The organism is Cupriavidus sp. L7L, assembly GCF_004353535.1.
Lineage (GTDB): Bacteria > Pseudomonadota > Gammaproteobacteria > Burkholderiales > Burkholderiaceae > Cupriavidus > Cupriavidus oxalaticus_A.
The window spans coordinates 45,774-71,918 of record NZ_SMNY01000057.1 but is presented as its reverse complement, the minus strand read 5'-3'; the positions used below and the strand labels follow the sequence as shown (position 1 = coordinate 71,918).

General features: G+C 65.9%; 20 protein-coding genes and 1 pseudogene. 14 read left to right on the top strand and 7 right to left on the bottom strand.

What is annotated here, in order from left to right; all coding sequences use genetic code 11:
- On the bottom strand, positions 1–5,636 hold a 5,636-nt coding region (locus E1J61_RS34410; protein WP_133098289.1), incomplete at its 3' end, for a cadherin-like domain-containing protein.
- Complete coding sequence (locus E1J61_RS34405) at positions 5,636–6,478, bottom strand: hypothetical protein (protein WP_133098288.1); 843 nt, start codon at positions 6,476–6,478, stop codon at positions 5,636–5,638. The genes E1J61_RS34410 and E1J61_RS34405, both read right to left, overlap by 1 nt.
- A gap of 977 nt (positions 6,479–7,455) precedes the next feature.
- On the opposite strand from E1J61_RS34405, the gene E1J61_RS34400 reads away from it, so the two are divergent.
- Both E1J61_RS34400 and E1J61_RS34395 read left to right on the top strand, forming a co-directional pair.
- Positions 7,456–8,334 carry a site-specific integrase gene (locus E1J61_RS34400; RefSeq protein WP_133098287.1) on the top strand — a complete coding sequence of 293 codons (879 nt, stop codon included), beginning with the start codon at positions 7,456–7,458 and terminating at the stop codon, positions 8,332–8,334.
- A 126-nt stretch (positions 8,335–8,460) separates the two neighbouring features.
- Positions 8,461–8,799, top strand: a pseudogene (locus E1J61_RS34395) (transposase); the annotation flags it as partial.
- Positions 8,800–9,113: 314 nt separating this feature from the next.
- Here the strand turns inward: E1J61_RS34395 and E1J61_RS34390 are convergent.
- Together E1J61_RS34390 and E1J61_RS34385 are read right to left on the bottom strand one after the other, a co-directional pair.
- Positions 9,114–9,704 carry a hypothetical protein gene (locus tag E1J61_RS34390; protein ID WP_133098286.1) on the bottom strand — a complete coding sequence of 197 codons (591 nt, stop codon included), beginning with the start codon at positions 9,702–9,704 and terminating at the stop codon, positions 9,114–9,116.
- A gap of 46 nt (positions 9,705–9,750) precedes the next feature.
- Positions 9,751–10,653 (bottom strand): LysR family transcriptional regulator, encoded by a 903-nt coding sequence (locus E1J61_RS34385; RefSeq protein ID WP_133098285.1) that lies wholly within the window; start codon positions 10,651–10,653, stop codon positions 9,751–9,753.
- A gap of 264 nt (positions 10,654–10,917) precedes the next feature.
- Here E1J61_RS34385 and E1J61_RS34380 point away from each other — a divergent pair, with 264 nt between their 5' ends.
- The 9 genes from E1J61_RS34380 to E1J61_RS34340 all read left to right on the top strand — a co-directional run bounded on the left by E1J61_RS34380 (position 10,918) and on the right by E1J61_RS34340 (position 22,344).
- Complete coding sequence (locus tag E1J61_RS34380; RefSeq protein WP_133098284.1) at positions 10,918–13,950, top strand: molybdopterin cofactor-binding domain-containing protein; 3,033 nt, start codon at positions 10,918–10,920, stop codon at positions 13,948–13,950.
- The gene (locus E1J61_RS34375) at positions 13,947–14,762 is read left to right on the top strand and encodes a xanthine dehydrogenase family protein subunit M (protein WP_133098283.1); all 816 of its coding nucleotides are present in this window, start codon (positions 13,947–13,949) and stop codon (positions 14,760–14,762) included. Before E1J61_RS34380 ends, E1J61_RS34375 begins: the two co-directional genes overlap by 4 nt.
- Positions 14,759–15,331 (top strand): (2Fe-2S)-binding protein, encoded by a 573-nt coding sequence (locus tag E1J61_RS34370; protein ID WP_133098282.1) that lies wholly within the window; start codon positions 14,759–14,761, stop codon positions 15,329–15,331. Before E1J61_RS34375 ends, E1J61_RS34370 begins: the two co-directional genes overlap by 4 nt.
- A complete protein-coding gene (locus tag E1J61_RS34365; protein WP_133098281.1) occupies positions 15,324–16,877 on the top strand; it encodes an AMP-binding protein in 1,554 nt (517 codons plus the stop codon). The genes E1J61_RS34370 and E1J61_RS34365 overlap by 8 nt, the downstream gene beginning before the upstream one ends.
- Before the next feature lie 4 nt (positions 16,878–16,881).
- Complete coding sequence (locus tag E1J61_RS34360; protein ID WP_133098280.1) at positions 16,882–17,697, top strand: enoyl-CoA hydratase/isomerase family protein; 816 nt, start codon at positions 16,882–16,884, stop codon at positions 17,695–17,697.
- A gap of 135 nt (positions 17,698–17,832) precedes the next feature.
- The gene (locus E1J61_RS34355) at positions 17,833–19,194 is read left to right on the top strand and encodes an MFS transporter (protein WP_133098279.1); all 1,362 of its coding nucleotides are present in this window, start codon (positions 17,833–17,835) and stop codon (positions 19,192–19,194) included.
- A gap of 346 nt (positions 19,195–19,540) precedes the next feature.
- Complete coding sequence (locus E1J61_RS34350; RefSeq protein ID WP_133098278.1) at positions 19,541–19,858, top strand: hypothetical protein; 318 nt, start codon at positions 19,541–19,543, stop codon at positions 19,856–19,858.
- A 192-nt stretch (positions 19,859–20,050) separates the two neighbouring features.
- Positions 20,051–21,160, top strand: a complete 1,110-nt coding sequence (locus tag E1J61_RS34345) for an alkene reductase (RefSeq protein WP_133098295.1) — start codon at positions 20,051–20,053, stop codon at positions 21,158–21,160.
- 23 nt (positions 21,161–21,183) lie between these two features.
- Positions 21,184–22,344, top strand: coding sequence for an MFS transporter (locus E1J61_RS34340; protein ID WP_133098277.1), 1,161 nt, complete (start codon positions 21,184–21,186; stop codon positions 22,342–22,344).
- Between the two features lie 43 nt (positions 22,345–22,387).
- Here the strand turns inward: E1J61_RS34340 and E1J61_RS34335 are convergent, their stop codons facing one another.
- From E1J61_RS34335 to E1J61_RS34325, 3 genes are all read right to left on the bottom strand, one after another.
- Entirely contained in the window at positions 22,388–22,528 is a 141-nt protein-coding gene (locus E1J61_RS34335) for a hypothetical protein (RefSeq protein ID WP_243737096.1), read from the bottom strand.
- Between the two features lie 267 nt (positions 22,529–22,795).
- The gene (locus tag E1J61_RS34330) at positions 22,796–23,221 is read right to left on the bottom strand and encodes an SRPBCC family protein (RefSeq protein ID WP_133098276.1); all 426 of its coding nucleotides are present in this window, start codon (positions 23,219–23,221) and stop codon (positions 22,796–22,798) included.
- A 32-nt stretch (positions 23,222–23,253) separates the two neighbouring features.
- Entirely contained in the window at positions 23,254–24,273 is a 1,020-nt protein-coding gene (locus tag E1J61_RS34325; RefSeq protein ID WP_133098275.1) for an aldo/keto reductase, read from the bottom strand.
- A 114-nt stretch (positions 24,274–24,387) separates the two neighbouring features.
- Between E1J61_RS34325 and E1J61_RS34320 the strand changes: the two genes are divergently transcribed.
- From E1J61_RS34320 to E1J61_RS38530, 3 genes are all read left to right on the top strand, one after another.
- Entirely contained in the window at positions 24,388–25,317 is a 930-nt protein-coding gene (locus E1J61_RS34320; RefSeq protein WP_133098274.1) for a LysR substrate-binding domain-containing protein, read from the top strand.
- A 166-nt stretch (positions 25,318–25,483) separates the two neighbouring features.
- A complete protein-coding gene (locus E1J61_RS38535) occupies positions 25,484–25,774 on the top strand; it encodes a LysR family transcriptional regulator (protein WP_243737095.1) in 291 nt (96 codons plus the stop codon).
- Positions 25,753–26,115 (top strand): LysR substrate-binding domain-containing protein, encoded by a 363-nt coding sequence (locus E1J61_RS38530; protein ID WP_243737094.1) that lies wholly within the window; start codon positions 25,753–25,755, stop codon positions 26,113–26,115. Before E1J61_RS38535 ends, E1J61_RS38530 begins: the two co-directional genes overlap by 22 nt.
- Positions 26,116–26,145 lie beyond the last annotated feature (30 nt).

Sequence of the window (26,145 nt, the reverse complement as noted above, 5' to 3'; positions counted from 1 at the left end):
CCGTCAGCTTGAACCTCGACCGTGCCGTGCTGGGCATTGGCAACCTGCGCAATCGTCAGCGTGTCCCCGTCGGGGTCGCTATCATTGGCCAGAAATTGCGCCGTGTTGATGATGAACGGCGTATTCTCATAGCCAGAGAAGCCGTCATCGACCGCGACCGGCGTGGTGTTGATCTTCTCCAGGTTGACCGAGGTGGTGGCCGTGGCAAAGCCACCGGCGCCATCGGCGCCATCGGCGATAGTGTAGGTGAAGTGCCCCGCCGCGCCTGGAAAGCCCCCATAGCCCGGATCCGGCAGGAAGGTGACCGAGCCATCGGCGTTCAGGCGCACGGTACCGTGCTCAGCATCCGCCACGCCAACGATGCGCAGGTCGCCGTGCGAGTTGTCGATGTCGAAGTCATCGGCCAGCAGCGCCGCAGCCGTCATGGTGATGGCCACGCCCTTGCGCCCGTCGACGATGTTGTCGTTGGCAATCGGGGCGTCATTGACCGCCGCCACATGGACGGTGGCCGTCGCGGCCGAGATGCCACCGACCCCATCGCTCACCTCGTAGGTAAAGCTGGCGTCGCCAAAAAAATCCTGGTCTGGCACAAAGCGAATGGAGCCGTCCGGGTTCAGCGATACGGTGCCATGGCTGGCATTTCCCACCTTGGTGATGGCGAGCGCATCGTGCGGGTTGTCCACGTCGCGGTCATTCGCCAGCAGTGCGGCCTGCTCAATGGTGAGCGCGGTATCTTCGGTGCTTGCGATGACATCGTTCGTCAGCCGAGGCGCATCGTTCACGGGCACTAGGTCGATATCGACCCGGCCGGTCGTCTTGGCTCCGTGCGGATCGGATACCGTGTACTCAAAGCTGGCCGCCCCGAAATAATCCGCCTCTGGGATGAACTGGACCGAACCATCCGGGTTCAGTCGCACCTCGCCATGTAGCGCATTGCCCACCGCCACCAGCTTGAGCGAATTCTGCGCATCATCGACATCCCGGTCATTGGCCAGCAGGCTCGCGGCGGTAAAGGTCACTGCCTCATCCTCAGTGCCGCCGAACTGCTCGCCGGTGACGATGGGTGCATCGTTCACCGGGGCAAGATCCACCATCGCCATGGCTTCGGTGTAGCCACCGGCACCGTCCGTCACGGTATAGAAGAAGGTCGCCGTACCGTAGAAGTCCTGCTCGGGCACGAAGCGGATCTGCCCGTCCGGCAGCAGTTCGACCGTGCCGTGCTGGCCGGCCCTCACCGAGAACACATTCAGGTCGCTGCGTGGATTGTCGACATCCCAGTCGTTGTTGAGCAGCGCCGCCTGCTGGATCAGCAGCACGGTATCCTCGTCGGTGCTGACGGTCTCACCGGTGACGACCGGGACATCGTTGACCGGGTGGATCCCCAGGGTGACGGTGGCCGGCGTCAGGCCGCCATTGCCGTCAGACACCCAATAGGTGAAACTGGCCGGCCCGAAGTAGTCGTGATTGGGCAGGAAGCGCACGTTGCCGTCCGCGTCCAGCTTCACCAGCCCGTGCTGGGCATCGGAGACCGCCACGATACGTAGCACATCGCCCACCGTGGGCGAATCGACGTCGTAGTCGTTGGCCAGCAGCTGCGCCGAGGTCAGCAGGATCCCGGTATCTTCGTCGGAAGCGACGTTCTCGCCCGCGGTGACCGGCGCATCGTTGACCGGCGCGATGTCCAGGTTCACCCGGCCCATCGCTTGCAGGCCATACTGGTCTTGCACGACGTAGCGAAAGCGGGCCGGTCCCCAGTAATCGGCCTCCGGCGTGAATCGGATGCGTTGCACGCCATCAGCATCGATGACCAACGACACAGTACCGTTTTCGGCGCCATAGACCGAGATCAGGCGCAGCGGCTGCGTGAAGGTATTCTTCGTTGTGTCATTGGCCAGGATGATCGCGGTATCTATTACATAGCGCGTGTCCTCGACGCCGGTCACCTGCTCGTCGGTCACGTCAGGTGGCGCCAGGCGGACATCCTCACCAGCCGGCAGCGACTGGGGGGAAATGTCCTGCGAGGAGACGGCGGCACTGGTGGCAGGGATCGGCTCCTCGACATGAGGCACGGACGTGACCTGGTTCGGGGTAACCGCCACCGTCAGCACATCAGCAATGCTATCGGGCTGAGTCCGCGTGCTGGCCGGCAGGGAATCGACCGGGACGGGCACAAACGCCGGTACCGCCGGCGGGGCTGTGGTTGGGCCAGACGTTTGCCCGTCCGCCGGCAGGTGGCTGATGGTGTTGTTCGCGACCGTATCGACGCTACCGGCGCCCAGTTGACTGTTGTCCACCAAAGCGGCATCGGCCGGGACTGCCACCGCACCGATGCCCACGCCGATCAGCGCACCGGTACCGGCGAGGGGGCTTTGGGCGCTCTTGATCCACTCGTCACGGACGGCCGCGAAGGCGTCGGCGGCCGTCGCCGGCGGCGCGCTGGTGAGACGCGGATCATGCTGCCGGATGGTGGCTACCGTCTGCGGCTGGCTGGCGCTGGTCTGGCCGGATGAAGCCAGCCGCGAATCGCTCTGGTCCACGCTGGTTTGCGTGGTCTGACCGACATCCGACCGCGCTGCACCGCTGCTCACGCGAATATCGTCCGCGGCGATCACGTCCTCCGCCAGGGCCTGCTCATGCCGGCGGTCGCTTGCCGTACGGACCTGGTCGCTACCCTCGTCCACGCCCATCTCGCCGCTGGCGTTATCATTGGCAACACCGCCGTGCGTGTGGCCCGCCTGGCCCGTATAGTCGTGGGTGACCACCGCGTTGAGAACGGTCTCGCCGCCTTCCTTGGCGTGCAACATGCCGGCAAAGGCATCGACCTTGCCATCCCCATCGATATCGGCAAATGCCGCCTGGTAGTAATCGCCACGCACGTCAGCAGTCAGATGCTGCTCCGTGATCTCGAGGGTGCTGCTATCGGCCGCGCGCAACACGGACGGCACACTGGTGAAGTCCAGGCTGGCGATCCCGCGGTCCAGGAACGAGGCGAACTCGCCGTCGTCGGTCTGGCCATTGCGGTTCACGTCCAGCCAGATGCCCAAGGCGGCAAAGGCCGGGTCGGCGGCATCGAGCCTGCCGTCATGGTTGATGTCGAGCCACTGCAGGCTGTTGCGTGCATGCGCCGCGGTCGCGTCCGGATCATTGGTCAGGATCTCGTTCTGCCCGATGACGCCGTCGCCATTCAGGTCGATCGATAGGATCCCTTGGTTGGCCTGCACCCAGTCGGTCTGCTCGATGTAAGCATCCAGATCGACGTTTCGGCCGATACGGCCGGTGCTCACAGCGGCCGGCAGCTCCGGCTTGAGGTCGACCGTGAGCGCCGTGAAGTGCTGGTGGATGCCGTCGGCATCTGCTTCGGGCAACCCGGCAGCATCGTCAGGCTGCTGCCAGTCCCGGTTGTGCAGTTGCTGCGCGACGCGCACCCGGTTTTCGTCAATGCTGCCCGTAGCCGGTGCCGTCAGGGCGCCGTGCTCGTTCATGGCGGCCAGCACAGTCTCGGCTTCCCATGCTGGCACGACGGCCTTGAGCGCATGGGCCATGAATTCCTCTGCCAGCGATGCTTGGCCTTCCTGGTTGCGGCTGCCGGCGCTGTCGAAGTATCGCGTTTGCTCCTGCCCGTTTTCGTCGATCCACTTGAGGTATAAGTGACCGGGCGCGGCATGCCCAAAGGTCGCGGACTCGTTGCCCCAGTAGCCATCCGGATCGTAGGCATAGCCAATGGTCGGCAGCCGTTGCGGAATGATCGCATAAAGCGGATTGCCGTCGGCATCGACCTGGCTGGCCAGCGACTGCTGCATCCCATTGACGAGATTCTCCAGCAGCTTCGTCGGCGTAGCGCCACCTTGCTCGGTGTCGACGGTGGTCAGCACGTGAATGCTGCCATCGGGGTCCCAGACTGCCGTGGCCTCGCCTTCAAGCGTTGGCAAGTCCTTCTCGGACAGGAACGTGCCGATATATGCGACCGCAACCGCAGCGAATGCAACGGGTCCGGACCAGCTGGAGTACGCCGCGGTGGTAGCCAGTGCAGAGGCAACCACGCCCAGTGACGCGCTGGCTATCTGGAACCCGTTGCCGTCATCGATGGCAATGGCGAGTGAGACGAGGCTCGCTACCACGGCAACGTAGCTGGCATACTGGCCAACCTCGCTCCCCAACTCCATCAGCGAGCCAGCTGCAGGGGATTCCGACAGAAAGGCCGTGACACCTTGGTCCCGCAAGATGCCAGCGTATACTGCTGCTGCCTGGCTCGCCAAGTTCAGACTTGAGGCGGCGATGCCGAGGCCGTCGCCATCCTGGATCGCCGTGACCAAATTGAGGCCGGCCGCCAGCGCATTCAGTCCTGAGGCGGCGCCGCCGGGCAGACCATTGAGTCCCGTGGCCTTGTCCAGATTCGCGAGAAGCGCCGCGGCGGCCACGACAATGGTTTTGGTATCCCCGGACTCGATCGCCTGAAGCAGCGATAGCATGCTATGGATCGCACCCAGGCCACTTTGATCTGCCCCGGCGTCGGACCGGTCATCTCCCGCGCCAGGGTCATGAGCGCCATCCTGCAACCCCCGGTCGTAGGTGTCGTCAGGATAGACTGGAACACCATTCACCTCGCCGATGGGTGTCAAACCGAGTACCGTTGCAGGTTCCAGAACGGCATCAGGAAACGGCTCAAAATCAATGCCGGCCGCGCCGTAGTCATCCACCAGGCTCGTGGCATACCCGCGATCGGCCATCGTCGCGTCAAGCTCACCAAGCAAGGTGCGTGCGTGCTCAGGCGAGATATCCCCATTCCGGACGCCCTGCTCGACCTGCTGGGCCATGACGGCGGACGTCAGTAGATCGGCGGGGACCTTGACGACCACGTACTGCTCCGGGTCAAGCCCTTCAGGCAACGCCGCATCGCTGATGAGGCCGTTCCGTCGAAGCTCGTCCACCATGGGATCGTTCTTGGGATACGGGATGCCGCAGAAAAAATCGCCCGGCTGGGTGGTGTCCCCAGCCTTTTCCTTGGCCAGGTCCCACATCTTCCCGTTGGCACCATGCACGCCGGCATGACCCGTGGGGTCGGGAATCCGGAACACCGCCCCCTGCGCCATTCCCATCAGGGTGCCCAGTGCAGAATTGCACGCCATGTTATTACTGGCGTTGTTCGGCGTCATCCAGTCAGCCAGCACCGGCAGCGCGCTCTTGATGGAGTCGCCTGCTGCACCCGCCATGCCCTTGAAGGTGCTGGTGTCCCACTCGGTATGGCCGTCGTCGTAGTAGATCTTCCCATTGGCCTGGACAGGCTTGGCGGACGCAGGAAACAGTTTGTTGTCGTTGGCAAACTGCTGGAACTCGCCGGCCCTGGCGTTCAGCGCGTCACGGGTACTCTCAAGCTGCTGCCGCTCCAAGTCCGACAGATTTGAGCTATTGCTTAGCCGGCGTTCGTACTGCCTCGCCATGTCGTAGCCTTGCTTGGCGGTGCCGAGGAAGTCGTTGTACTGTTTGACTGCGGCCAGTTCGCCGAGGCGGGCTTGGGCGATTTGTTGATCAGTTGCCCCAGTAGTATTGCCGAGGGCTGCCACACGGTCCGTCGCCTTTACAAGTTGGGCACGCAGTTGTACTTCTTGGCTGCGCCACTGTGCAATCGGTCCCGCCATCACTCATCTCCCAGCTTCATGGCAACACATTCGTCCAGTGTCGGGTGCCAAGTCTCGAGTTTGTTGGCGAGCGCATCGCTGTCAGACCTCCCGGATTGATTTCTCAGCTTCCATATCACATTCCTAGGATCCGCTTGGGTGATGAATTGGCTGGCCTGGACCTGCCAGCAGTAGTACCTGGTCCAATCCATAGCACTGGTCTTCTCCTTTTCCATAAGGTAGCCGGCTATGGATCTCGCGCCCCCATATCCAGCGCGGGCTGCCTTGACCGCAGCCTCGAACCCTGCGCGCACATCCTTTGGATATCCCTGTATGCCGGTCATAAGGAAGTAGCCGGCACGGCTCAGGCATCCTGGGTGTTCGAGTTCCGTGCCCCGACGCCAATACGCCAGGGCTTGTTCCCGATACTTGGCCCGTTCATCGTCCGACCCCATGTTGCTGAGTTCGGGATACAAACACATCGCACCGGCGTCTCCACTCTCCGCCAGCTGGGAAAGACGAGCCAACGGCTTCTCCAAAGAAAAGATGCCTTTAGTGGGGCTAAGGATTTGAAGTGTTATATAGGCAAGTTCGTAGCCATCTCTTGCCATCCTCAACCACTCAGCTTCGCGACTCCAAAGATCGTGCCTCGGCGTGCCTGCGTTCCAATCGCGAATCTCGTTGAACAAGTTTCTCTCGTATTCCGCGCGGGTCTTGGCTGAAAGAACCGCCGCTTTGTCATAGTCAAAGGGCGGAAGATCATGTCGCTCCCGCGAATAGGCATACAGCGCCATCCCGCCAAGCAGGACAACGGCGCCTGCGATCAGGGCTACCTTGCCCAGGCCCTTCAGTAGTTTTTTCATGCCGCTAGCATTCCAGGTTGATACGACAGTGTGTTCACCTTTGACGATCTCACCGGCGCCATGATTGGCCAGTCGCGACGCTGCACAGCGCTTCGCTGGCAATCTGGTAGCCAGTCCCGTCGTGGGTGCCGCGTCGGGGCAACATAGCGCTCATGCCTAAGCCGTCGAGGTTGATGGCTGCAACCGTGAATCCAGGGGACGGACACCACTGAATTCGGAAAGCGCTGAATTGGCTGGAAACTCGCATGCTGTGTACTCTCTGTTCTTGTTTTTCGCTGACGACATCGTTGTGTCGCTACGGGCGCGGGACAACCGAGGGAAGCCCCTACGCGCTGGTCGCGATGGAGCGTACCCATGCCATCGCCAAAAAACCATCGGACGTTTCCTAATTTGCATTCAGGAATCCGAACACCAGATATAAGTGCGACTTTGCTCGATTCAGGTTTGCGCTCGGCCCGCTTGGCGATTCGGCACCGTAACGGACCCTCATTGCGGCCGCCATAGAGATTTGGCGAATTCACAACATTTGACGTTTATTCACTTTTCTTGCGCCAGGGTGGTAACTGCGGAAACGCAGACAAGCAGCATGTCGGAGCACTGCCGTCCCGCTTGGAAGCCGGTGGGCGATTTCACGACTTGGGCACCAGGCCCGTGGGCCACGAAAGCGTCGACGATCCCAATGGCTCGGTCTGTTCAACCCTGGTCGCGGGCTAGCCTGGGCCCACCGCGACCCCAATGGAAAGCGCTTCGGAACGAATCGGATTACCAGTGGCGTCTATTCAGATAATCCTTCTATTCAGATAATCCTTCTTGTACTAACCCGCTGACGCGGGAGGGGGAGGAGAGCGAGCGCCCATGGCTGGCGTTCACCGGCAGTGGTGCGCTGACGCAGGATCCGGGCGACGGGACGCAGACATCTCCGGGAGCAGTATGTGGATGCCCAACCGGGCTTCACCGCTGTTTCCAGGAGGTTTCCCATGACACCACTGCGTCAACGCATGTTGCACGACATGCAGATTCGGAATCTCGCCGAGAACACCCAGAAATCGTATCTGCAGCAGGTATCCAGCTTCGCCCGGCACTTCCGTCGCTCGCCCGAACTGCTGGGCCCCGACGAGGTCCGGGCGTGGCTCATCCATCTCCGCGAAGAGCGCAAGCTCGCACCCGCCAGTCTCGGCGCAACGATTGGCGCCCTGCGGTTTCTCTACCGCGTGACGCTCAAGCGCGACTGGAGCGACGAGGACTTTCCCCTGCCGAAGAAGCCGGTGAGGCTACCGGTCATCCTGAGCTTCGACGAGGTTAAAGCCTTCTTCGATGCCATTCCCGGCCTGAAGCACCGGGCCATGCTGATGACCGCGTATGCCGCCGGCCTGCGGATTTCAGAAGTTGCGCACCTGAAGGTCATCGACATCGACAGCCAGCGCATGGTCATCCGCGTGAACCAGGGCAAGAACCGTAAGGACCGCTATGTAATGCTCTCGCCGCGCCTGCTCGAGATCCTGCGAGCGTACTGGCACGACGCCCATCCCCGCGACTGGCTTTTCCCCGGCGACATTCCCGGACACCCGATCACCCCTTCGGCGATCAGGCTGGCATGCAACATGGCACGGGAGCGCAGCGGCATCCAGAAGCCAGTCACGCCGCATTCCCTGAGGCACGCGTTCGCCACGCACCTGCTGGAGACGGGGGCTGACGTACGAAGGATCCAGCTGCTCATGGGCCACAGGTCCCTGTCGACCACCTCGCGCTACTTGCGCATCGCGACCAGCACCGTGTGCGCCACCACCAGTCCCTTCGATCTGCTGCCGCATCCCGAACCCATCCCATCTCCGCGTCCTGCGCCCGAGTACTTCTGAAGCCCGCGATGCGCCCGGCGCTCGAGGTGGCGGACATCCTTCGCCGCTGCGGCCGGCAGTACCGGCAGACTCATGCCGACGGGCTCAGTCGTGTCCAGCGGCGCGTGATGAGCGCCATCGAACTGTCACGAGTCCAGACAAAGGACTATGACGCTCACGGCCGACGAGTTCATCCGTCGCTTCCTGCTGCATGTGCTGCCCGACGGCTTCAAGCGCATTCGCAGCTATGGGTGGCTCGCCAACTGCCACCGTGCCGACAAGCTCGCCACCTGCAGGCAACTGCTCGGTGTCGAGGCTCCCGCAGCCAAGGCCGAGCCCGGGGAAGACTACCGTGACCGCTACCAGCGACTCACCGGCAGGTCACTGCGCGACTGCCCCGTATGTGGCAAGGGACACATGCTCCGCATCGAAGACATACCCGGCAGCCTTCCACGAGCCCCACCAGGTCCTGACAATGCGCCTTAGTTGCGACTGCACCCGTTTGCGGATTCGTTCGCCTTTCCCGACGAGGCAAACGCGGCCGGACTCGTCTCTGCGATACGCGAGCGCGCCAGAATATCTCAAAACAGCGGGTTACGAGCCCGTTGACACGCCCATTTCTGCATCTCTCGCCAGCGAAGCTTCCCCCGAACGCTGGAAATCCGGTTGCGGTCGCCCGCTTTGGACATCAGAAATTACCCCGGCGGTCATTCAACGCCCATAGCGGCCACCGCCTGCGGAGCGGCTTAGCACAAATGGTTTTTTAGTTACCGCTCGCGGGCGGATCCTGATCGGCTCCGTTATGCCTCTGCGGCCGCGATCGCTAACCAAAAAATCCTCTCCCTTATGCGCTGAAGAGCATAAGGTCGCATCTTGGTCAGACCCCTCGCACGTCCCGAATTGCTGGTGGAAATCATCGTGACGGCGGCGGTCTGACGCTGGGCGCTGCCCTGATTTGCCAGGTCTCTCGCGCATTCGCGCCCCAGGCCGTCGGGGCGGCCATGCAGCTCGACCAACTCAGGTGAATGTGGTGAAGAAAGAGATAGCCGGTGCAGCGTCGCGCTAGCGCTCCATCCATCCCCAGGCACAAGCCGCACGTTTACGGGGCAAACCATGCGCGCACGATTTCCGGATTTGCCTTCATCCAGTCGCGCGCGACAGCCGCCGGCGGCTTCCGGTCGACGACGATCTGCCGTTCCAGCTCCGTCACGACCGGAATCCCCAGCTGGATCGGGCTTGCCCAGCTTCAGCTGGTAGCCGGCGGCTTCAAGGCCGTAGCGCTGCATGATTTCCGCGGATCCGACCATCAGGCCCGATCCCGGCCCCACGCCGACGACCGATAACGGTTGCGACAGCCGCACCGGCCGCTGCGTCAGTGCCCAGGCGATCACCCCGCCGTTACGCCACCCCGTTATGCCACCCCGTTATGCCACCCCGTTACGCCATCCCGGAAACCCGCCTGATTTCCTCCGCGACGATCGCGATCAACGCCTCGGCCGCCGTGCTCAGCGGCCGTTGCGGATGGCTCACGCAAACCAGATGCCGCACGATGCGCGGCGCAATGATGGTATGCATCCGCAGCCGTCCCTCTTCCACGGCGCGCAGCACCACGATGCGCGGCAGCACGGTGGCAAAGCGCGTCTCCTGCACGAACTGGACGATGGTGCCGAGGATGTCGATCTCGAACTTCGGCGCAAGGGTGACGTCCTGCGCCTGCGTCGCCGTGTCCAGCACCACGCGCAGGCCATGCCGCTTGGTCGGCAGCACCAGTTCCAGTCCCGGCAGCTTCGCCATCTCTACCGATTCCGGCAGTTCGGGGCCGTGTTCGACGCTGGTCACCAGCACCATTTCCTCGTCGTGCAGCGGCTGCACATGCAGCGCCGGCCGGCCGCGCTGGCGATGCACCACGGCCGCGTCAAGCTGGCCGGCGGAAACGAGATCGATCAGCGCGGCACTGAAGCCGTCCGCCACGGAAACCTCTACGTTCGGATAGCGCGCATTGAAGCGCGCCAGCGATCCCACCAGCACGCTCTCCGTTTCGGACGCCACCATGCCAAGCGTGATGCGGCCGGCCATCTGCTCCTCGCGCTGCATCATCTGCTGCCGCGCGCCGGCGATGTCGCGCACGATGGGCAGGAACAGGCGGTACATCATGCGACCCGCAGCAGTCGGCACCATGCCGTGCGGGATGCGGTCGAACAGCTTCTGCCCGAACTCCTCTTCCAGCCGCGCGATCTGCATGCTAAGCGCCGGCTGCACGATATTCAGGCGCTTGGCCGCGCGCGTGACGGAGCCGTCTTCGAACAGCGCGATGAAGTACTGGATTTGCTTAAGGTCCATGGGTTGGTATCAATGGGACTGTCATTCCGGCATCAATTTTAGTGATGAAGCCATGGCGGCATGCGATACCGAAAACTCCGGCATTTGACCAGCTTGTTGCGCATCCCGCTTGTCTCCGGGAAGACCCTTATCAATCATCACAAATGATGGCTCGAATCAGAAATCAATATTAGATCTTATATCGAGATGTCACTAATCTCCGTTTGACGTTGCACGGCCCCATCGCCTTCCGGCGCGGTTCCGTCGCACGGAACGGAGTCGCAAATGAAAAGATTCGATGCTGGCGAAATGACCGGCACGGTGGAGACACAGCAGCCCCGGCCGGCGCCGCATGTCGGCCGCCCGATGCCGCGTGTCGAGGATGCCGCCATCCTGACCGGGCGAGGCCGGTACGCCGACGACCTCGGCGTCAGGCCCGGCACCCTGCACGCCGCCATCCTGCGCTCGCCGCACGCGCATGCCGAACTCGGCGCCATCGACTGCGCCGCCGCGTTGCAGGCGCCGGGCGTGCGTGCCGTGCTGACGGGGGCCGACCTGCCTGCCTGGTCGAAGCCCTTCGTGGTGGGCGTGAAGGCGCCGATGGAGCAGTGGGCACTGGCCATGGAGCGCGTGCGCTATGTGGGCGAGCCGGTGGCCGTGGTGGTGGCCGAGAGCCGTGCCCTGGCGGAAGACGCGCTCGACCTCATGCGGGTGGAGTACCGCGTGTTGCCGCCGGTGGTGTCGATCGAGGCCGCCGTCGCCGACGACACGAGCGTGCTGCATCCCGGCCTCTGCAGCAACGTGGCCAGCGACCGCCATTTCCGCTATGGCGACCCCGAGGCCGCCTTTGCCGCCGCGCCGCACCGCGTGGCGCTGACCGCCCATTACCCGCGCAACACCTGCACGCCGATCGAGTGCGGCGTGGTGATTGCCGAGCACTTGCCGGGCAACGAGGGCTACCAGGTCACTTCCAACTTCATGGGGCCGTTCTCGCTGCACGCCGTGATGGCGATGGCGCTGCAGGTCCCGGCCAACCGCCTGCGCCATGTCGCGCCGCGTGACTCGGGCGGCAGCTTCGGCGTCAAGCAGGCGGTGTTCCCCTACGTGGTGCTGATGTGCCTCGCCTCGCGCAAGGCGGGCGCGCCGGTGAAGTGGGTGGAAGACCGGCTCGAGCACCTGAGCGCCGCCACGTCGGCTACCGCGCGGCTTTCCACCCTGGAAGCCGCGGTCGAGGCGGACGGCCGCATCGTCGCGCTCTCGTACGACCAGCTCGAGGATTGCGGCGGTTACCTGCGTGCGCCGGAGCCCGCCACCTTCTACCGCATGCATGGCCTGCTGACCGGTGCCTACGCGATCCCGAACCTGCTGGTGCGCAACCGCGTGGTGCTGACCAACAAAACGCCGACCGGCCTCGTGCGCGGTTTCGGCGGGCCGCAGGTGTACTTCGCGCTGGAGCGGCTGGTGCAGCGGATCGCGGTGGAGCTGGGCCTGGATCCGCTCGACGTCTACCGCCGCAACTTCGTGCCCGCCGATGCCTTTCCCTATCGCGCGGCAGCGGGCGCGCTGCTCGATTCCGGCAACTACCAGCTGGCGCTGTCGCGCGCGCTGGAAGCGGGCGACTACGGTGAACTCAAGCGCCGCCGCGACGCCGCGCGCGCCGAGGGCAGGCTGTACGGCATCGGCTTCGCGGCCATCGTCGAGCCCTCGGTATCGAACATGGGCTACATCACCACCGCCACGCCGGCCGCGGCACGCCGCAAGGCGGGCCCGAAGAACGGCGCCATCGCCAGCGCAACGGTCAGCGTGGACCTGCTCGGCGGCGTGGTGGTGACCATCGCTTCCACGCCGGCGGGACAGGGCCACATGACCGTGTCGGCGCAGGTCGTGGCCGACGTGCTCGGCATCGATCCGGCTGACGTCGTGGTCAACGTCGAATTCGACACGCACAAGGACGCGTGGTCCGTGGCCGCGGGCAACTACTCCAGCCGCTTCGCCGGCGCCGTCGCCGGCACCGTGCACCTGGCGGCCTCGCGCGTGCGCGACAAGCTGGCGCGCATTGTGGCCTCGCACCTGCACTGCGATCCGGCGGAACTGGTCTTCGCGGATGGCCGCATCGCGCGCCGGGGCGCGCCCGATACCGCCCTGCCCTTTGCGCGCGCGGCCAGTAACGCGCCGCATTGGTCGCCGCAGCTGCTGCCGGCCGGCGAGGAGCCTGGCCTGCGCGAAACCGTGTTCTGGTCGCCCCCCAACCTCGACGCCCCGGACGAGCAGGACCGCGTCAACACATCCGCCTGCTACGGCTTTGCCTTCGACCTGTGCGGCGTGGAGATCGACCGCGCTACCGGCCGCGTGCGCATCGACCGCTACGTGACTGCGCACGACGCCGGCAAGCTGCTCAACCCGGCGCTGGCCGACGGCCAGATCCGCGGCGCCTTTGCGCAGGGGCTGGGCGCGGCGCTGATGGAGGAATTCCGCTACGGCCCCGACGGCAGCTTCCAGTCCGGCACGCTGGCGGACTACCTGATGCCGACTACGTGCGAGGTGCCCGACCCGCTCATCGTCCATCTGGAGACGCCGAGCCCGTTCACGCCGCTCGGCGCCAAGGGCCTCGGCGAGGGCAACAACATGAGCACGCCGCCATGCGTCGCCAACGCGGTGGCCGATGCGCTGGGCGTGAGCGACATCCGCCTGCCGCTCACGCCCGCCAGGGTGATGGCGATGATCGGCTTCGACGACCCGCCGCCATCGCGTCCGGAACTGGCCGAGGCGGCAAGAGAGGCCTCGGCGAACAACAAGAGCGGCGGCAAGGGCGGCAAGGCCCTGAGCGCGCGCGGCACGGTCGACCTGGACGCCACGCCCGAGGCCGTCTTCGCCGTCCTGCTCGACCCGCAGGCGCTGGCCAAGGTCGTGCCGGGCTGCCACGCGCTCGTGCCCATCGGCGACAACCGCTACCGCGCCGACGTGACCGTGGGCGTGGGCATGATCAAGGCCCGCTACGAAGCCGAGATCGCGCTGTCAAACCTGGAGCCGCCGCACCGGCTGCGGCTCGCGGGCGCGGGCCTGTCGTCGCTCGGCAGTGCGCGCGGCGCGGGCCTGGTCGAACTGGCCCCGCACGGTGCCGGCACCCGTCTCACGTATGACTACGAGGCCGAGGTGTCCGGCAAGGTCGCCGCGGTCGGCGGCCGCATGCTCGAAGGCGCGGCCAAGGTGGTATTGCGCCAGCTGTTTGAATCGCTCGGCCGCCAGGCCGGGGGCAAGCCCGCGCGCAAGCCGGGCTGGATCGCGCGCCTGCTGGCGCTCTTTGGAGTCCGTCGATGAAACCTCCAGCCTTTGATTACCTGCGTGCCGAATCCGCGCAGCACGCGCTGGAAGCGCTGGCCCGTGCCGGCGAGGGTGCCCGCGTGCTGGCCGGCGGCCAGTCGCTGATGGCCGTGCTGAACATGCGCCTCGCGCAGCCGCAATTGCTGGTCGACATCTCGCGCACCCCTGACCTGGATACCGTGCGCGTGGAAGGCGGCCATCTGGTGGTGGGCGCTGCCGCCACGCAGGGCAGCGTGGAATGGCGCCCGTCATTGGCCGACGAGGTACCGCTGCTCGCGCTCGCCTTCCCGCATATCTCGCATTTCCAGATCCGCAACCGCGGCACCGTGTGCGGCTCCATCGCCCACGCCGACCCGAGCGCCGAGCTGCCGCTGGTGCTCACCGCGCTCGGCGGCGAGGTGGTGCTGCGCTCGCTGCGCCGCCGGCGCGTGCTGCCGGCCGCCGAGTTCTTCCGCGGCATGCTGATGACGGCGCGCGAGCCCGACGAGCTGGTGGAAGCGGTGCACTTCCCGCTGCGGCGGCCCGGCGCGCGCTATGGCTTTACGGAGTTCTCGGCCCGGCATGGCGACTTCGCGCTGGTGGCCTGCGCCGCCATCGTCACGGACGACGCCATTGCGCTGGCCGTGGGCGGGGTGGCCGACCGGCCGGTGCTGGAGACCTGGCCGCGCCTGCAAGGCGAGGCACTGGCCGAGGCAATCAACGATTTCAGCTGGAAGCTGGGCGCGCAGGACGACGCCCATGTCAGCGCGCAGTACCGCCGCCACCTGGTGCGGCAACTGGGCATGCGCGCAATCGAGGAGGCAAGATGAGCAAGACCGCTAATGGCGCACCTTCGGGTGCGCCCCCGGTGATGCGGCGCAATGAGCGCCAGCGCGTCACCCTGACCCTGAACGGCATCGAACGCAGCGCCTCGTGCGCGCCACGCGAGCTGCTGTCCGACTTCCTGCGCCATGAACTCGGCGCCACCGGCACCCACGTCGGCTGCGAGCACGGCGTCTGCGGCGCGTGCACGGTGCGGGTGGACGGCGTGGCCGCGCGTTCCTGCCTGATGCTGGCGGTGCAGGCCGATGGCCGCGCCATCGACAGCGTCGAAGGACTCGCTCCGCGCGAAGGCCTGGGCGACCTGCAGGAAGCCTTCCGCCGCCACCATGCGCTGCAGTGCGGCTTCTGCACGGCGGGCATCCTGATGTCGTGCGCGGACTACCTGGAGCGGGTACCCGAGCCGACCGAGGCGCAGGTGCGCGACATGCTGTCCGGCCACCTGTGCCGCTGCACGGGCTACACGCCGATCGTCGCCGCGGTCCTCGACGTGGCCGCCAGCCGCGCGCGCTCGCGCCGGATTGCGGCACCGGTTGCCAGGGAGCACTGCGATGCTTGATCTCGGCCGCACCTTCCTGCAAAGCGTGGAGCGCAGTCCCCACGCCCCCGCCATCGTCGACGGCGACCTGGTGCTGACCTACGAGCAATGGCTCGCGCGCATCCGCGGCGTGGCCGCCGGCTTGCTCGACCTGGGCCTGCGGCCGGGCGACCGCGTGCTCGCCATCCTGCAGAACCGCTGGGAGATGGCGACACTGCACTGGGCCTGCCAGTTCGCCGGCCTGGTCATCGTCCCGCTGAACTGGCGCGCCAAGCCGGACGAGCTGGATTACTGCGTGCGCGACGCCGGCGTGAAGGCGCTGGTGTTCGAGCCGGTCAGCGCCGACGCGGTGCTGGACAGCGCCGCCGCGCAGGAAGTCCCCTGCATCGCGCTGGACGGCGCGCCGGGCGGCTCGCTGTCGTTCGACACCCTGCTACGTGCCACGCCCCGCCGGGACAGCACGCAGGCCGAGGCCGGCGACGTCTCGCTCATGCTGTACACCTCCGGCACCACCGGCAAGCCGAAAGGTGTTCCACGCCGCCACCGGCAGGAACGCGCAGCCGCGCTGGCGCATGTTGCGCAGAACCTGTACCGGCGCGGCGAGCGGACGCTGGGAGTGATGCCGCTGTACCACACCATGGGCGTGCGGTCCCTGCTGGCCATGGCGCTGGTGGACGGCCTATTCGTCTGCGTGCGGCGCTGGAGCGCGTCGCAGGCGCTGCAGGCCATCACCGCCCATCGCGTCAGCTGCCTCTATCTCGTGCCCACGCTCTACCACGACCTGCTCTCCGAGCCGGGTTTCGACAGCAACGATGTGCGCACCGTCACCAAGCTCGGCTTCGCCGGCGCCGCCATGAACGATGGCCTGCTGACCCGGCTGGAGCAGGCGTTCCGCCCGGAGCTGTTCGTCAACCACTACGGCTCGTCCGAGGTCTACACCTTCAGCGTCGACCAGCAAGCGGCGCGCAAACCCGGCAGCGCGGGCCGCGCCGGCCTCAACACGCGGCTGCGCGTGGCGCGGCTTGACGCGGCCTCGCCCGACGAGTTGGCCGCGCCCGGCGAGGAAGGCCAGATCATCGCCGACCTGCGCGGCGACGAGGCCTTCGAGGGCTACTGGAACCGCGACGACGCCAATGCCAAATCCCTGCGCGACGGCTGGTACTTCACCGGCGACATCGGCTACCTCGACGCCGACGGCGACCTGTTCGTGACCGGGAGGGTCGACGACATGATCATCAGCGGCGGCGAGAACATCTCGCCCGCAGACATCGAATCGGTGCTGTCCCTGCACCCCGCCGTCGACGAGGTGGCGGTTGCCGGCGTGCCCGACGCCCGCTGGGGCCAGAAGGTGGTGGCCTTCGTCAAGCCGCGCGGCTGCGTTGACGCGGGCGCGCTCGACGACTACTGCCGCGGCTCCGACCTCGTCAACTTCAAACGCCCGCGCGACTACGTGTTCGTCGCCGACATCCCGAAATCGCCGGTCGGCAAGATCCTGCGCCGCAAGCTGTCCGCGGGCGAATACAACGCGCTTTCTTCTCTTCCCCACAGCGACCCCATCAAGGAGTAACGACATGACCCAGGCCTTCGCACTGACCCATCCCGACCAACAGCGCCTGCAGGATCTCGACGGCTTTTCCGTGGAGATCGACCCGGCCCGCGAGCGTGCGGACATCATCCTGCACCGCCCGCCCTACAACGTGATCTCGATGGCAGCCCGCGACCAGTTGCGTGCTGTGTTCGAGGCGCTGGACGCCGATGACCGCGTGCGCGTCATCGTGCTGCGCGCGCAGGGCAAGCATTTCTCCAGCGGCGGCGACATCCGCGGCTTCCTGGAAGCGTCGCCGGAGCATGTGTCAAAGCTCGCGTGGAACGTGGCGGCGCCGGCGCGCTGCAGCAAGCCGGTGATCGCGGCCAACCAGGGCTACTGCTTCGGCGTGGGCTTCGAACTGTCGCTGGCGTGCGACTTCCGCATCGCCACCGCCACCACGGAATACGCACTGCCCGAGCAGAAGCTCGGCCAGATCCCGGGATCTGGCGGCTCGGCGCGGCTGCAGAAGATGGTAGGCGTGGGCCGCACCAAGGACATCGTCATGCGCTCGCGCCGCATCCCGGGGCGACAGGCCTACGAGTGGGGCATCGCCGTGGACTGCGTGGCTGACGCCGAGCTGGCAGCCGCCACCGACGCGCTGGTCGACGAGCTGCGCGCCTTCTCCCCGCTGGCCCAGCGCACCGCCAAGAAGCTGCTCAACGACACCGAGGATGCACCGCTGTCGATCGCCATCGAACTCGAAGGGCACTGCTACAGCCGCCTGCGCAGCTCGGACGACTTCCGCGAGGGCGTGGAAGCGTTCCACGCGAAGCGCAATCCCGATTTCCGCGGCAGCTGAGCGGCGGGCGCGGGCGGGGCTGACCCGCCTGCCGTGCCCGAAAGACGGACGCATACGGACGCATACGGACGCATCGACGATGCCCCCGGTGGGCATCGCGGGGAGCCGTTCATTTAAAAATATATGGAGACAACGATGGAAGTGCTGGCAAATGACAAGGTGCCGACCAGCGGCGCGCAGAGCGCGGCACCCGCGGCCGCGAACAACCGGCAGGTGCTGGGCGCGGTGACGGCTTCGTGCATGGGATGGGCGCTCGACCTGTTCGACCTGTTTATCCTGCTGTTCGTGGCGCCGGTGATCGGCAAGCTGTTCTTTCCGTCCGAGCATGCGATGCTGTCGCTGGCGGCGGTGTACGCGTCGTTCGCGGTGACGCTGCTGATGCGCCCGCTCGGCTCGGCCATCTTCGGGGCCTACGCGGACCGGCACGGGCGCAAGGGTGCCATGGTGGTGGCCGTGACCGGCGTCGGCCTGTCGACGGCGGCGTTCGGGCTGCTGCCGACAGTCGCCCAGATCGGCCTGTTCGCGCCGGCGCTGTTCATCCTGCTGCGGCTGGTGCAAGGCGTGTTCGTCGGCGGCGTGGTCGCTTCGACGCATACCATCGGCACGGAATCGGTGCCGCCGTCGTGGCGCGGCGCGGTGTCCGGCCTGGTGGGCGGCGGCGGCGCGGGCATCGGCGCGTTGCTGGCGTCGATCACGTACATGGCGATGACGGCGCTGTTTCCCGGCGACGCCTTCGAGGTCTGGGGATGGCGCTGCATGTTCTTCGCCGGCATCGTCAGCTCGGTGCTGGGGCTGGTCATCTTCAACTCGCTGGAAGAGTCGCCGCTGTGGAAGCAGCTGCAGGCGGCAAAGGCCGCCAGCGGCCACGCCAAGCCGCAAGCGCATCCGCTGCGCACGCTGTTCTCGCGCGAGTATCGTGGCATCCTGCTGGTCAACATCCTGCTGACCGTGGGCGCAGGCAGTGCCTACTACCTGACTTCCGGCTACCTCCCCACTTTTCTCAAGGTCGTGGTCAAGGCATCCCCCGGCGAGTCCTCGGCCATCCTGATGCTGAGCAGCCTCGGTGTGATCGTCGCATCGGTGGCAGCGGGGCATTTCAGCACGCTGGTCGGCCGCAAGCGGGCCTTTCTGCTGATCGGCGCGCTCAGCCTGGTGCTGATGCCGCTGCTCTACCAGTGGATGCCGGCCGCGCCAACCGCCACCCTGCGCGGCGTCTACGCGGTGGCGCTCAGCATGCTCGGGTGCGCCGGCTTCGCGCCGATCCTCATCTTCCTGAACGAGCGGTTCCCCACCAGCATCCGCGCCTCCGGCACGGGCTTGTCGTGGAATATCGGCTTCGCCATCGGCGGGATGATGCCGACGCTGGCCTCGCTTGCCGCCGGCACGCCCGCCGACCTGCCGGTGATCCTTGGTGTTTTCCTCGCGGCCGTCACGCTGGTCTATCTGGTGGGCGCTACGATCGTGCCGGAGACGCTGGGCCGTCTTGCCGAAAAGTAAGGGGCACTGCTGAGCTGCGGGGTGGCGGCTGGACTTCGTTGAGGCGCCGGCCCATACCCCCGGCCCGTCTCCCGCGGGCGGGAGAGGGGAGCAAACCGGCCCGCAAGACCTGCAAGGTCTTAAGTTCGACGCATTCCGTCTTGGACAGGCATGCCGCCCCTACCTAGACTCCAGTCACCCCCGGGCAATGCCCGGGTTCTTAACAGTGAGACCCGGCATTTTTTTTGATCCGCTTATCTATCTACTCGTAGATAGCATCACTTAAAAGCTGCCATCTCGATGACAGACTGGCCCTGCGACCAAACCCAAAGGTTGCCCGGCCGATCGGACTAAACAGGAGAGCATCATGCAAGCAAAGACCATCCTCGCGGCCATCACATTGGCCGCCGCCCTGACTGCCGGCGTGGCCCACGCAGCCGCCCAGCCGGAAACCGCCGGCAACGCGTTCCGCGTGGACACGCCTCGTGACGCCTACACCGACGGCGCCCGCATCAGCAACCGGGACGGCTACACCGATGGCGCCAGGATCACCAATCGGGATGGCTACATTGCTACCCGCAAGGTCGACCCCTACCTGGACGGTGCGCGCGGCAACAGCCCGCGCGATCCCTATTCAGAAGGGGCTCGCGGCGCCAATGGGTCCGGTGAGCACTTTTCGGCATAAGCGCCGAGTCATCGCGGGCACCTGTGCCTGGTCCGACGGGTCCTGACATTTGATATGAAATCAAAAGTATTTGACCCATACACGGCTTAATCAACAAATATAAACCGCGCAAACTGCGGTCCATCGACGAACTTACCGAGCGCGCCGCCACTACCCCCGGTGGCCGCCCCCCTCCCTGATCAAGGTCCCAAAATGAGTCTCCTGTTTAAGCCCTTTACCATGGGCGAGCGCCAGCTCGCTAACCGGATCGCCATGGCGCCGCTGACCCGTTCCCGCAATCCGGACGGGGTTCCCAACGACCTCAACGCGCTCTACTACAGCCAGCGCGCCGACGCCGGCCTGATCGTGACCGAGGGCACGGTGATATCGCCCAGCGCCCAGGGCTTCCTGTTCAACCCTGGCCTGTACACACCACAACAGGTCGATGGCTGGCGCAAGGTCACTGACGCCGTCCACGCCAAGGGCGGCACGATCTTCACCCAGCTCTGGCATGTCGGCCGTGTGAGCCATGTTTCGATCCAGCCCGGCGGCATACAGCCGGTCAGTGCCACCGGCCAGACCGCGAAGAACACCAAGGCCTGGGGTTACACCGCCGACGGCATGCCGGGTGCGGTCGATGTGTCCGCGCCCCGCGCACTGACGACCGGCGAGGTCTATGGCGTGATCGCCGATTTTGCCGAGGCCGCCGCCAATGCCATGGAGGCCGGCTTTGACGGCATCGAGTTGCACGGCGCCAATGGTTACCTGATCGAACAGTTCCTGAACCCGACGGTGAACGATCGCACCGATGAATTCCGCGGCGACACCGTGGAAAGCCGCACCCGTTTCGCCCTGGCAGCCATCGATGCGGTTGCGGCGCGAATCGGTGCGCAACGCACGGCCATTCGTTTGTCGCCCTATGGCGGCCTCGGCGACATGGCCGCCTACCCTGAGCTCGAGGAAACGTATCTCCATCTCGCCGATGAACTCTCTAAGCGGAATATCGCTTACGTCCACCTGATGGATCAGAGCACGCGCGGCAGTTCGGCCACGCCAGGTGACTTCCTTGCAAAGTTCCGCAGCCGATTCACAGGCGTGCTGATCCTTGCCGGAGGCATGACGCGCGCACGCGCCGAGGATCTCATCGCCGATGGCCTGATCGACATTGCGGCATTCGGCGAGCCGTTCATTGCCAACCCCGACCTGGTCGCACGCCTCGAGAACGACTGGCCCCTGGCCATGTCCGATCGCGCGCTCCACTATGGCGGCGGCGCCGAAGGCTACACCGACTATCCCGCCTACGATGGCAAGGCCGCAGCGTAAGGCACCTGCCAGGATCTGCCACGATGAAATCCAATACCGCACTGCTAGCGCTCGCCATCGGCGCCTTCGGCATCGGCACCACCGAATTCGCCCCGATGGGGTTGCTCCCCGTGATCGCCGAAGGCGTCGACGTCAGCATCCCCACCGCTGGTATGCTGATTACCGCGTACGCGGTTGGCGTGATGGTCGGCGCGCCGGTGATGACCCTGCTGTTCGGCCGCTTCGGCAAGCGCGCCGCACTGATGGCGCTGATGGCCATCTTCACCGTTGGCAACCTGCTGTCGGCGCTGGCGCCGGGATACGCCACGCTGCTGGCGTCGCGCCTGGTCACCAGCCTCAACCATGGCGCCTTCTTCGGCCTCGGGGCCGTGGTGGCCGCGAGCGTGGTGCCGAAGGAGAAGCAGGCCAGCGCCGTGGCAACGATGTTCATGGGACTGACCATCGCCAACATCGGTGGCGTGCCCGCGGCGACCTGGATCGGGCAGCAGGTCGGCTGGCGCCTGGCGTTCGCCGGCACCGCTGTGCTGGGGCTGGTCGCCATTGCTGCGCTTTGGCTGGCGCTGCCGCAGGGCGAGCGCGGCACCCCGCCCAATGTGCGCCGGGAACTGGCCGTGCTCACCCGCCCGCCGGTGTTGCTGGCGATGGCAACAACGGTGCTGGGCGCGGGCGCCATGTTCACGCTCTACACCTATGTCGCGCCGGTGCTTGCCGATCTCACCGGCGCATCCGACACCTTCGTGACGCTCTCGCTCGTGCTGATCGGCGTTGGCTTCACGGTCGGCAATCACGTAGGGGGACGGCTCGCGGACTGGTCGCTCGATGGCGCGACGAAGATCGTCCTGTCGGCGCTCGCCGTCATCATGCTGATGCTGCCCTTCGCCCTCTCCCACCACGTCACCGCGGCCCTTGGACTACTGGCCTGGGGAGCCGCGACCTTCGCCGTCGTCCCGCCGGTGCAGATGCGAGTGATGGAAGCCGCGGCGGAAGCACCGGGACTCGCCTCGTCGATCAACGTCGGCGCGTTCAATCTCGGCAATGCCCTGGGCGCCGCACTCGGTGGCGGGGTCATCAGCCTGGACCTCGGCTATCGCGCGGTGCCAGTCGCTGGCGGCCTGCTGGCTGCGGCGGGATTCCTGGTGGTGTGGCTCAGCCGGGCAGACAGGCGCGCCCTGGTCGCTTCGTGAGTGCTGTGCGAGCGTCCCTGTCCTGTGAGAGAGCAGGCAGCAATCACGCAGGACGCCGCACGCAGCTTGCCTCGCCGTCGCGCTGCCGTGCCCAGGCTTCCCACAGCAGCGCAGCCTGCAGCCGGTTGAGGACGAATCCTTCGATCTCCTTGTGCACATGGACCACGCTCTGGGGTGTGCCCATCCTTGCCCAGCCTCGCGCCATCGATGCGAATCGGCTCTCCATCGATAACGGCCTGATGAAGATGCCGTCGTAATGGCACTGCACCCCGTCAGCCGGATTCCGGCTGGCGGGGTGCAGTGCCGGTGGCGCGACGGCGCGCCATCCCACGGATTTACTCGCCATACTGGAACAGAAGGCGCCCTTCGCCAGGCACGCCAACCGCCGCCTGCGCAAGCCCCGACGTGCCGAACATGACCGCGAAAGCCAGCGACAAGGCCATCAGCCCTCTCATGATGCCGCCCCGGCCAGCGTTGCCTCCAGTGCCTTGAGGCCATCCCGATAAATGCCCTCGAACAGCCGCGATGCGTCGTCATCGCTCACGCCTGCCGGCGTGAACTGGCCAGACCATTCGACGCGCGATGCCTGGTCCCCGTCGATGCCGACCACGCGCAGCGTGGAGCGGTAGCCGGTGACCGGGAACGGCGCCTGCAGGATCGAGTAGGTGTAGCTGCGCGCGCCCTGGTCAAAGGCCTCGAGACGTTCGACGATGGCGTCGCCGTCCGGGTTGACGAGGCTGCGCACACGGCCGCCCTCGCTCAGTTCGCTCTTGGGGATATACGGCAGCCAGTCGGGCAGCGAATCGAAGCCGCCAATCAGTTGCCAGACGCGGTCCGGTGCTACCGGCAGCGTGATCGTTGCAGAAGCTTGTGCCATGATGGACTCCTTGAATCGAATGTGGTCCCGGATCAGTTGCTGTCGCCAGGCAGCGGTGCATTTGCCGCAACCAGGTGCTGCTCGCGCAGCTCGCGCCAGAAATCGGCGGGAATGACCGCCTTCAGCGCGGCGGTGTCCTCGGCGATGCGCTCGGGCCGGCTTGCCCCCGGGATCACGGCGGCGACCGCCGGGTTGGCCAGCACGAACTGCAGCGCGGCGGCCTTGATGCTGACGCCGTGGCGTTGCGCGATCGCCTTGATGCGCTCGACCTTGTCGATGATCTCGGGCGGCGCCTTCTGGTACTCGAAGTGCGAGCCGCCGGCCAGGATGCCCGAGCTGTACGGGCCGCCGACCACGATCTCGGTCTTGCGCTCCGCGGCCTTCGGCATCAGGCGCTGCAGCGCGCGCTCGTGGTCGAGCAGCGAATAGCGGCCCGCCAGCAGGAAGCCGTCCGGCTGCACTTCAGTCAGGTCCAGCGTCAGTTCGATCGGCTCGACGCGGTTCACGCCCAGGCCCCAGGCCTTGATCACGCCCTCTTCGCGCAGCCGGGTCAGCACCTTGAAAGCGCCCTTGCGGGCCGTCTCGAAATAGGCCAGCCACTCGTCGCCGTAGAAGTCCTGGGCGATGTCGTGGACCCACACGATGTCGAGGCGGTCGGCCTTCATCCGCTTGAGGCTGTCCTCGATCGAGCGCAGCGTGGCGTCCGCCGAGTAGTCGTTGACCAGCTTGTTCGGGCGGCCGGCGGCAAACAGGCCACTTTTCTCGCCCAGCGCCCGCGCGCTGGCGTCTTCGACTTCGTCCAGGATCAGGCGGCCGACCTTGGTACTGAGCACGTATTCGTCGCGCGGGTGCCGGGACAGCGCTTCGCCCAGCCGGATTTCGGCCAGGCCCGCGCCGTAGAACGGCGCGGTGTCGTAGTAGCGCACGCCTTGCGCCCAGGCCGCGTCCACGGTGGCCTGCGCCTCCGCTTCCGGGATGTCGCGGAACATATTGCCCAGCGGGGCGGTACCAAAGCCGAGCACGTTGCCGGCCAGTTTGTCCTTGATGCTCATGACTGCTCCACAAATTAAGTTGGGGTGAAGGCAGTCTAGGGTTGCAAGTTAAGTCTGTCCAAGACAGAATTTGAAAGACTTGATTCCCTAGAGGTCTGAAATTCAGGACTGGACATGCTAGATATCCGCCAACTTCACTATTTCGTGGCCGTGGCCGAAGACGAGCACGTCGGACGCGCCGCCGAACGGCTCCATATCTCCCAATCGCCACTTAGCCGGCAGATTGCCCAGCTCGAGGAAAAGCTCGGGCTGGTGTTGTTCGAGCGCTCCCAGCAACGCATCCGGCTCACGCGCGACGGCCGCACGTTCCTGGCCGAGACCCGCGCCTTCCTGACGCATGCCAACCGGCTCGAATCGCTGGCGCGGCGGCTCGGGCGCGGCGACGAAGGCGGCCTGTGCATCGGCTACCTGGAATACGCGATGCACTCCGGCATCCTGCCGAACGCCTTGCGCGAGTTGCGCCAGGACCGGCCCGCCGTGCACATCGCGCTGTACAACCAGCAGTCGGCGGCCCAGCTAGAGGGGCTGCGCCAGCGCAGCCTGGATATCGCACTCGTGTGCGAGCCGCCGCCACCCGACGATCCGGATCTCGAGGCCGCACAGGTGCTCAATGACCCGATGCTGCTGGCGCTGCCCGAAGGCCACCCGCTTGCCAGGGCGGAGCAGCTCACCCCGGACGACCTCGCTGCGCAGAAGTGGATCGGCGTCATGCACCAGGAAACCGCGCTGCGGCATGACACGTTCATCGCGGCTTGCGCGAAGGCTGGCTTCACGCCGACGATCACGATGGAAGCAACCGAACCGCTGGCGGCCCTTGGACTCGTGGCCGCGGGACTCGGCGTGACCACGATCCAGCAAAGCCTGCGCCACCAGGCACCGAAGGGCGTGGTGCTGCACGAACTGTCGTGGTTCAGCTACCGCACGCCCTTGTGGGCGGCGTGGCACAAGGTCAACCTGCGGCCGCTGGTGGAGATCTTCCGCAAGACGTTGTTGCTGCAGGCGAGCAGTGTGGTGCCGGAGATCGCAACGGTGGAGGCGGGCTGACGCGCCGTCGCTCCCCGAGGTGGTCTGAGAAGGTGCAGACGACCGCCGTCCAATGCCGCAAAAAGCTATAGTGTCGGCTTTCGGTCCTGCCGTTGCCATGAAGCCGCTGGCTGTCCCTTCCCTCGCCAACATTGCATCGCGTCTTCGCCTCAAGCAGTTGAGGCTGTTGATCGCGCTAGAGAACCATGGCTCGCTGCACAAGGCGGCCGAGGAAATCGCCATCTCGCAACCCGGCGCGACCAAGGTGCTGCGCGAGATCGAGGACATCCTCGGCATGCCGCTGTTCGAACGGCAGCCGAAAGGACTGGTCGCCAATGATCTCGGGGGCTGCGTCACGCGCTATGCGCGCCTGATCTACAGCGACCTGGAACACCTGCACGCCGAGGTCACTGCCCTGACGCAGGGACACGGCGCCACCTTGCGGTCGGCGTCATCATGGGCGCGGTGCCGCTGCTGACCCGTGCGCTGACCGACCTGCGCCATCGTCAGCGGCATCTTTCGATCGGGATCGTGGAGGGGACCAGCACCAGCCTGCTGGCACTGATCGACGAGGGGCGCGTCGATCTCGCCATCTGCCGCCGCGGCGGCAGCCGGCGCCCGGAAGCTTACGACTGCGTGCCGCTCGAATCCGAGCCGCTTGCGGTGGTGGCCGCGCGCGCGCACCCCCTCACCCGCAGGAAGACGCTGACCTTGCGCGACCTCGCGGAGGCGTCATGGGTAGCCTACCCTGTCAACACGCCGATGCGGTTCGCGCTCGAGCGCACGCACGCCGATGCCGGCATCGGCGTGCCACGCTGAAACAGGTGGCGGTCTGGCTCTCCGGCCTGA

Bases quoted from the DNA above. Each gene is read 5' to 3' on its own strand.
- E1J61_RS34405 (WP_133098288.1), bottom strand. From the start codon at position 6,478: ATGAAAAAACTACTGAAGGGCCTGGGCAAGGTAGCCCTGATCGCAGGC.
- E1J61_RS34400 (WP_133098287.1), top strand. From the start codon at position 7,456: ATGACACCACTGCGTCAACGCATGTTGCACGACATGCAGATTCGGAAT.
- E1J61_RS34385 (WP_133098285.1), bottom strand. From the start codon at position 10,653: ATGGACCTTAAGCAAATCCAGTACTTCATCGCGCTGTTCGAAGACGGC.
- E1J61_RS34380 (WP_133098284.1), top strand. From the start codon at position 10,918: ATGAAAAGATTCGATGCTGGCGAAATGACCGGCACGGTGGAGACACAG.
- E1J61_RS34375 (WP_133098283.1), top strand. From the start codon at position 13,947: ATGAAACCTCCAGCCTTTGATTACCTGCGTGCCGAATCCGCGCAGCAC.
- E1J61_RS34370 (WP_133098282.1), top strand. From the start codon at position 14,759: ATGAGCAAGACCGCTAATGGCGCACCTTCGGGTGCGCCCCCGGTGATG.
- E1J61_RS34365 (WP_133098281.1), top strand. From the start codon at position 15,324: ATGCTTGATCTCGGCCGCACCTTCCTGCAAAGCGTGGAGCGCAGTCCC.
- E1J61_RS34360 (WP_133098280.1), top strand. From the start codon at position 16,882: ATGACCCAGGCCTTCGCACTGACCCATCCCGACCAACAGCGCCTGCAG.
- E1J61_RS34355 (WP_133098279.1), top strand. From the start codon at position 17,833: ATGGAAGTGCTGGCAAATGACAAGGTGCCGACCAGCGGCGCGCAGAGC.
- E1J61_RS34350 (WP_133098278.1), top strand. From the start codon at position 19,541: ATGCAAGCAAAGACCATCCTCGCGGCCATCACATTGGCCGCCGCCCTG.
- E1J61_RS34345 (WP_133098295.1), top strand. From the start codon at position 20,051: ATGAGTCTCCTGTTTAAGCCCTTTACCATGGGCGAGCGCCAGCTCGCT.
- E1J61_RS34340 (WP_133098277.1), top strand. From the start codon at position 21,184: ATGAAATCCAATACCGCACTGCTAGCGCTCGCCATCGGCGCCTTCGGC.
- E1J61_RS34335 (WP_243737096.1), bottom strand. From the start codon at position 22,528: ATGGGCACACCCCAGAGCGTGGTCCATGTGCACAAGGAGATCGAAGGA.
- E1J61_RS34330 (WP_133098276.1), bottom strand. From the start codon at position 23,221: ATGGCACAAGCTTCTGCAACGATCACGCTGCCGGTAGCACCGGACCGC.
- E1J61_RS34325 (WP_133098275.1), bottom strand. From the start codon at position 24,273: ATGAGCATCAAGGACAAACTGGCCGGCAACGTGCTCGGCTTTGGTACC.
- E1J61_RS34320 (WP_133098274.1), top strand. From the start codon at position 24,388: ATGCTAGATATCCGCCAACTTCACTATTTCGTGGCCGTGGCCGAAGAC.
- E1J61_RS38530 (WP_243737094.1), top strand. From the start codon at position 25,753: ATGGGCGCGGTGCCGCTGCTGACCCGTGCGCTGACCGACCTGCGCCAT.